Here is a 6,000-nt window from a genome sequence, read left to right on the forward strand (position 1 = left end):
GGCGCACGTGGAGTGCAGCGGATTGTTATGTCCCGTACAGGCGGCCCAGTCGTATCGCATCGTCGGTGAAACGCGCCCGCAGACTCGGCGGGGCCAGTACTTCCACTTCCGGACCGAGCCCCGCGAGCTGCGTGTGGGCGACCTCCTCGGACTCCACGGGGAGCGTCACCGTCAGCCGGCCGTCCTCGTCCGGGGCGCCCGCGGCCGCGAGGGCCTCCCGCGCCGAGGAGGGATCGACGGCGTACGGAAGTCTGCGTGCCCCGGCCGCGGAGAGCCGGACGACCACCTCGGCCCGCAGGATCGACCTCGCGAACTGCTCGGCCCGCTCCTCCCAGAAGCCGGGCAGGTCGAATTCCTCGTCCCGCACGAAGCGGTCCTCGGAGGCCTCCACCGCCGTGAACCGGTCGATCCGGTACACCCGGAAGGAATCGTGCCGGGCGACTCGCGCGCACACGTACCAGACGCCCGCCTTGAGCACGAGGCCGTACGGCTCCAGCTCCCGCTCCACCTCGGCCTCCCGGCTGAGGTAGCGCGCGGTGATCAGGCGGTCGTCCCACACCGCTTCGGCGACGGCGGGCAGCAGCTCGGGGGCCTTGGGTTGCGTGAACCAGTTCGGGGCGTCCAGGTGGAAGCGCTGCGCGGCCGTACGGGAGGCGTCCCGCAACGACGGAAGCAGGGCCGCCGACACCTTCAGCCGGGCTGCGGAGGCCGCGTCCTCCAGGCCCATCTCCCGCAGCGCCCCCGGCACACCGGACAGGAACAGGGCCTCGGCCTCGCTGCGTGCCAGCCCGGTCAGCCGGGTGCGGTACCCGCCGATGAGCCGGTACCCGCCGGCCCGCCCCCGATCCGCGTACACGGGAACCCCGGCCTCGGACAGCGCCTGCGCGTCCCGCGTGACGGTCCGCTCGGAGACCTCCAGCTCGCGGGCGAGTTCGGCGGCGGTCATGGCGGGCCGGGACTGCAGGAGCAGCACCATCTTGATGAGCCGGGCAGCACGCATACGGCCATCATGCCGGGGCGCACTGACAACGAAGGGGTACGGCGACCGCCGTACCCCTTCATCGAAGTCAGCTGTTAGCTGTCACAGCCCGTACTTCTCCCGGGCTTCCTTGACCGCCGTCGCCTTGACCTCGCCGCGCTTGGCGAGCTGGGCCAGGGCCGCGACGACGATCGACTCGGCGTCGACCCCGAAGTGGCGGCGGGCCGCCTCGCGGGTGTCGGAGAGGCCGAAGCCGTCGGCGCCGAGGGAGGAGTAGTCCTGCTCGACCCACTGCGCGATCTGGTCGGGAACCTGGCGCATGTAGTCGGAGACCGCCAGCACCGGGCCCTCGGCGCCCTGGAGCGCCTGACGGACGTACGGCACCCGCTCCTCGCCGCGCAGCAGCGCCGCGTCCGCCTCCAGGGCGTCCCGGCGCAGCTCCGACCAGGACGTCGCCGACCAGACGTCGGCCGCCACACCCCACTCCTCGGCGAGCAGCTTCTGCGCCTGGAGCGTCCAGTGGATCGCCGTGCCGGAGCCCAGCAGCTGGATGCGCGGGGCGTTCGCCGTCGGGGACAGGTCCGCCGACTCCGCCGTGTTGAAGCGGTACAGGCCCTTGACGATGCCTTCGTCGATGCCGAGGCCGGCCGGCTTCGCGGGCTGCGGCATCGGCTCGTTGTAGACGGTGAGGTAGTAGAAGACGTTCGGGTCCTCACCCGGCGCCGCCTCGCCGTACATGCGGCGCAGGCCGTCGCGCACGATCGTCGCCACCTCGTAGGCGAACGCCGGGTCGTACGTCAGCGCCGCGGGGTTCGTCGCCGCGATCACCGGCGAGTGACCGTCCGCGTGCTGCAGGCCCTCGCCCGTCAGCGTCGTACGGCCGGCCGTCGCGCCGACGAGGAAGCCGCGGCCGAGCTGGTCGCCGAGCTGCCACATCTGGTCGGCCGTGCGCTGCCAGCCGAACATCGAGTAGAAGATGTAGAACGGGATCATCGCTTCGCCGTGCGTGGAGTACGCGGTGGACGCGGCGATGAAGTCGGCCATCGAACCGGCCTCGGTGATCCCCTCGTTGAGGATCTGGCCGTTCTTGGCCTCCTTGTAGTACATGAGCTGGTCGCGGTCGACCGGCTCGTACGTCTGGCCCTTGGGGGAGTAGATCCCGAGGGACGGGAAGAGGCTCTCCATACCGAAGGTGCGCGCCTCGTCGGGGACGATCGGCACCCAGCGCTTGCCCGTCTCCTTGTCGCGGACCAGGTCCTTGATCAGGCGGACGAACGCCATGGTGGTGGCCACGTTCTGTGAGCCGGAGCCCTTGTCGAAGGAGGCGAACGCCTTCTCCGCCGGGGCCGGCAGCGGCGCCACCGGGTGGACGCGGCGGGCCGGGGCCGGGCCGCCGAGGGCCGCGCGGCGCTCCTGGAGGTAGCGGACCTCGGGGGAGTCGGCGCCGGGGTGGCCGTAGGGGACCTGGCCGTCGACGAACTGGCTGTCGGAGATCGGCAGCTCCAGCAGGTCACGCATCGTCTTGAACTCGTCCACCGTCAGCTTCTTCATCTGGTGGTTGGCGTTCTTCGACGCGAAGCCCTCGCCGAGGGTGTGGCCCTTGACCGTCTGGGCCAGGATCACGGTCGGCGCGCCCTTGAACTCGACGGCCGCCTTGTAGGCCGCGTACACCTTGCGGGCCTCGTGACCACCGCGGGAGAGGTGGAAGCACTCCAGGATCTTGTCGTCGCTCAGCAGCTTCGCCATCTCGACGAGCGCCGGGTCCTTGCCGAAGAAGTCCTGGCGGATGTAGGCGGCGTCGCGGGTCTGGTACGTCTGCACCTGCGCGTCGGGTACCTCGCGCAGGCGGCGTACGAGCGCGCCGGTGGTGTCGAGCTGGAACAGCTCGTCCCAGGCCGTGCCCCACAGGGTCTTGACGACGTTCCAGCCGGCGCCGCGGAACTGGGCCTCCAGCTCCTGCACGATCTTGAAGTTGGCGCGGACCGGGCCGTCGAGGCGCTGCAGGTTGCAGTTGATGACGAAGGTCAGGTTGTCCAGGCCCTCGCGGGAGGCCAGGGCGAGTGCCGCCGTGGACTCCGGCTCGTCCATCTCGCCGTCACCGAGGAACGCCCACACGTGCGACGCGGAGACGTCCTTGATGCCGCGGTTGGTGAGGTAGCGGTTGAAGCGGGCCTGGTAGATGGCCGAGAGGGGGCCGAGGCCCATCGACACCGTCGGGAACTCCCACAGCCAGGGCAGGCGGCGCGGGTGCGGGTACGACGGGAGGCCGTCGCCGCCCGACTCGCGGCGGAAGTTGTCGAGGTGGTGCTCGTTCAGCCGGCCGTCGAGGAAGGCACGGGCGTAGATGCCGGGAGAGGCGTGGCCCTGGATGTACAGCTGGTCGCCGGAACCGTCGCCCTCCTTGCCCTTGAAGAAGTGGTTGAAGCCGGTCTCGTAGAGCCAGGCCGCGGAGGCGAAGGTGGCGATGTGGCCGCCGACGCCGTATTTGGAGCCGCGGGTCACCATCGCGGCCGCGTTCCAGCGGTTCCACGCGGCGATACGGGCTTCCAGCGCCTCGTCACCGGGCACGCCCGGCTCGGCGGCGGTCGGGATGGTGTTGACGTAGTCCGTCTCGAGGAGCTTGGGCAGCGCGATGCCGGTGCCCTCGGCCCGCTCCAGCGTGCGGCGCATCAGGTACGCCGCGCGGTGCGGACCGGCCGCCTTGGCGACCGCGTCCAGCGAGGCCTGCCATTCGGCGGTCTCCTCCGGATCCCGGTCGGGGAGCTGGTCGAGCGCGCTCGGCTGGATGGCGTTGGGGTCGGTCATGTCGCCGCCTTCCTCAGTCGAAGGGGGTTCCCTCATCGGTAAGGGTTCGGGGGTGCCCTTTGTCTTTGGCAGGACAGGGCGGGGACCTCGGTGGAGGTCCGTCGGCGACAATAACTCGCTGATCGATGATCGATCAAAGGGTAGAGGACGAAAACCTCTTGATCACGAGAAAGTCGGCACGCGGTGCCTTTCGGGCAGGCACCGCGTGCCGCGTTCTGGGACGGTTTTCGCAGGTGGGGATACGTATGAGCGGGGTCGCGCTCAGGACTCGTGCCGCGGGGCGCAGCCCAGGACGTGGGCCTTGACGATCTCGGCGATCCTCGGGTCCCGGCGCTGGAACGCGGCCACCAGCTCCTCGTGCTCCTCCGCGTACGACTGCTGCACGGTCCCCAGCCAGCGGATCGACAGGGCCGTGAAGACCTCGATGCCGAGTCCCTCCCAGGTGTGCAGCAGCACGGAGTTGCCCGCCGCGCGGACCATCTCGCGGTGGAAGGCGACCGTGTGCCGAACCTGGGCGGTGCCGTCCGCGTTGCGGTCGGCGTCGTAGAGGGCGGTGACGTGGGGCTCCAGGGCCGAGCAGTCCTCCGCGAGGCGGTCGGCCGCGAGTTCCGCGGCGATGGCCTCCAGACCGGCCCGGACCGGGTAGCTCTCCTCGAGGTCGGCGGCCGTCAGGCTTCGTACCCGGACGCCCTTGTTGGGCGCGGACTCGATGAGCCGCAGCGACTCCAGCTCGCGCAGGGCCTCGCGTACGGGAGTCTGGCTGACCTCCAGCTCCGTCGCGATCCGCCGCTCCACGATTCGCTCGCCCGGCTGCCAGCGCCCGCTGATGATCCCCTCCAGGATGTGCTCGCGGATCTGTTCGCGCAGCGAGTGGATGACGGGGGCGGTCATGAGGGCTCCTTAGGGCGCGTTGACGTTTAGACAATACGGCCGTAGCGCTCCGCTGGGAGGGCCGACAAGGGTGCTTTGGTGCAGGTGAGACGAGACTTACACGCCGTGGGTGGAGCGGGGGCGCCCAGTAGCTCGGTTCGGTCCGGTTGTGGGCGGCTGCGGGTGTGTTGTGGCTGGTCGCGCAGTTCCCCGCGCCCCTGGGGAGTTGCAGTTGCCCCGCGCCAGAAAGGCGGCGCCCCGCCCGGAGAAGCTCCGGACGGGGCGCCGTACTACCGACAGGGGAGATCAGAGGCCGAGCTCGACCTCGAACTCGCCCGCCTCCAGGATCGCCTTGACCGCCGTCAGGTAACGGGCCGCGTCGGCGCCGTCCACCAGGCGGTGGTCGTAGGAGAGGGTCAGGTAGGTCATGTCGCGGACGGCGATGACCGTGCCCTCCTCCGTCTCCAGGACGGCCGGGCGCTTGACCGTGGCGCCGATGCCGAGGATCGCGACCTGGCCCGGCGGCACGATGATCGTGTCGAAGAGCGCACCGCGCGAACCGGTGTTGGAGATGGTGAAGGTCGCGCCGGACAGCTCGTCGGGCGTGATCTTGTTGGCGCGGACCTTGCCCGCCAGGTCGGCCGTGGCCTTGGCGATGCCGGCGATGTTGAGGTCGCCCGCGTGCTTGATGACCGGGGTCATCAGGCCCTTCTCGGAGTCCACCGCGATACCGATGTTCTCGGTGTCGAAGTAGGTGATCGTGCCCTCGGCCTCGTTGATCTTGGCGTTGATGGGCGCGTGCGCCTTCAGCGCCTGGGCCGCGGCCTTGACGAAGAACGGCATCGGGGAGAGCTTGACGCCCTCGCGGGCCGCGAAGGAGTCCTTGGCCCGGGCGCGCAGCTTCATCAGACGCGTGACGTCGACCTCGACGACCGACGACAGCTGCGCCTGCTCGTGCAGCGCCTTGACCATGTTGTCGCCGATGACCTTGCGGATGCGCGGCATCTTGACGGTCTGGCCACGGAGGGGGGAGGCCTCCAGGCTCGGGGCCTTCTTCGCGGCGGCGGCCGGAGCGGCAGCGGCCGGAGCCGGAGCGGCGGCGGCGGCCTTCGCGGCCTCGGCGGCGGCGATGACGTCCTGCTTGCGGATACGACCGCCGACGCCGGTGCCCTTGACGGTGGCCAGGTCGACGCCGTTCTCGGCGGCGAGCTTGCGCACCAGCGGGGTGACGTAGGCGCCCTCGTCGGTGGGCTGGGCGGCGGCCGGAGCGGCCGGAGCCGGGGTGACCGGGGCCGGCGCGGGAGCCGGAGCCGCCGGGGCGGCCGGAGCCGGAGCGGCGGCGGCGG

At 70.8% G+C, this 6,000-nt stretch carries 4 protein-coding genes; all 4 read right to left on the bottom strand.

The features are described 5' to 3' along the window. Positions 1-25: 25 nt before the first annotated feature. Positions 26-1,000 (bottom strand): helix-turn-helix transcriptional regulator, encoded by a 975-nt coding sequence (locus tag ABD932_RS41170; RefSeq protein ID WP_345021279.1) that lies wholly within the window; start codon positions 998-1,000, stop codon positions 26-28. An 81-nt stretch (positions 1,001-1,081) separates the two neighbouring features. Further along, a complete protein-coding gene (gene aceE / locus ABD932_RS41175; RefSeq protein ID WP_345021281.1) occupies positions 1,082-3,784 on the bottom strand; it encodes a pyruvate dehydrogenase (acetyl-transferring), homodimeric type in 2,703 nt (900 codons plus the stop codon). A 261-nt stretch (positions 3,785-4,045) separates the two neighbouring features. Continuing rightward, the gene (locus ABD932_RS41180) at positions 4,046-4,675 is read right to left on the bottom strand and encodes a GntR family transcriptional regulator (RefSeq protein ID WP_345021282.1); all 630 of its coding nucleotides are present in this window, start codon (positions 4,673-4,675) and stop codon (positions 4,046-4,048) included. 285 nt (positions 4,676-4,960) lie between these two features. After that, a partial coding sequence (sucB, locus tag ABD932_RS41185) for a 2-oxoglutarate dehydrogenase, E2 component, dihydrolipoamide succinyltransferase (protein WP_345021284.1) occupies positions 4,961-6,000 on the bottom strand: 1,040 nt, incomplete at its 5' end.

The organism is Streptomyces shaanxiensis (assembly GCF_039537145.1).
GTDB lineage: Bacteria > Actinomycetota > Actinomycetes > Streptomycetales > Streptomycetaceae > Streptomyces > Streptomyces shaanxiensis.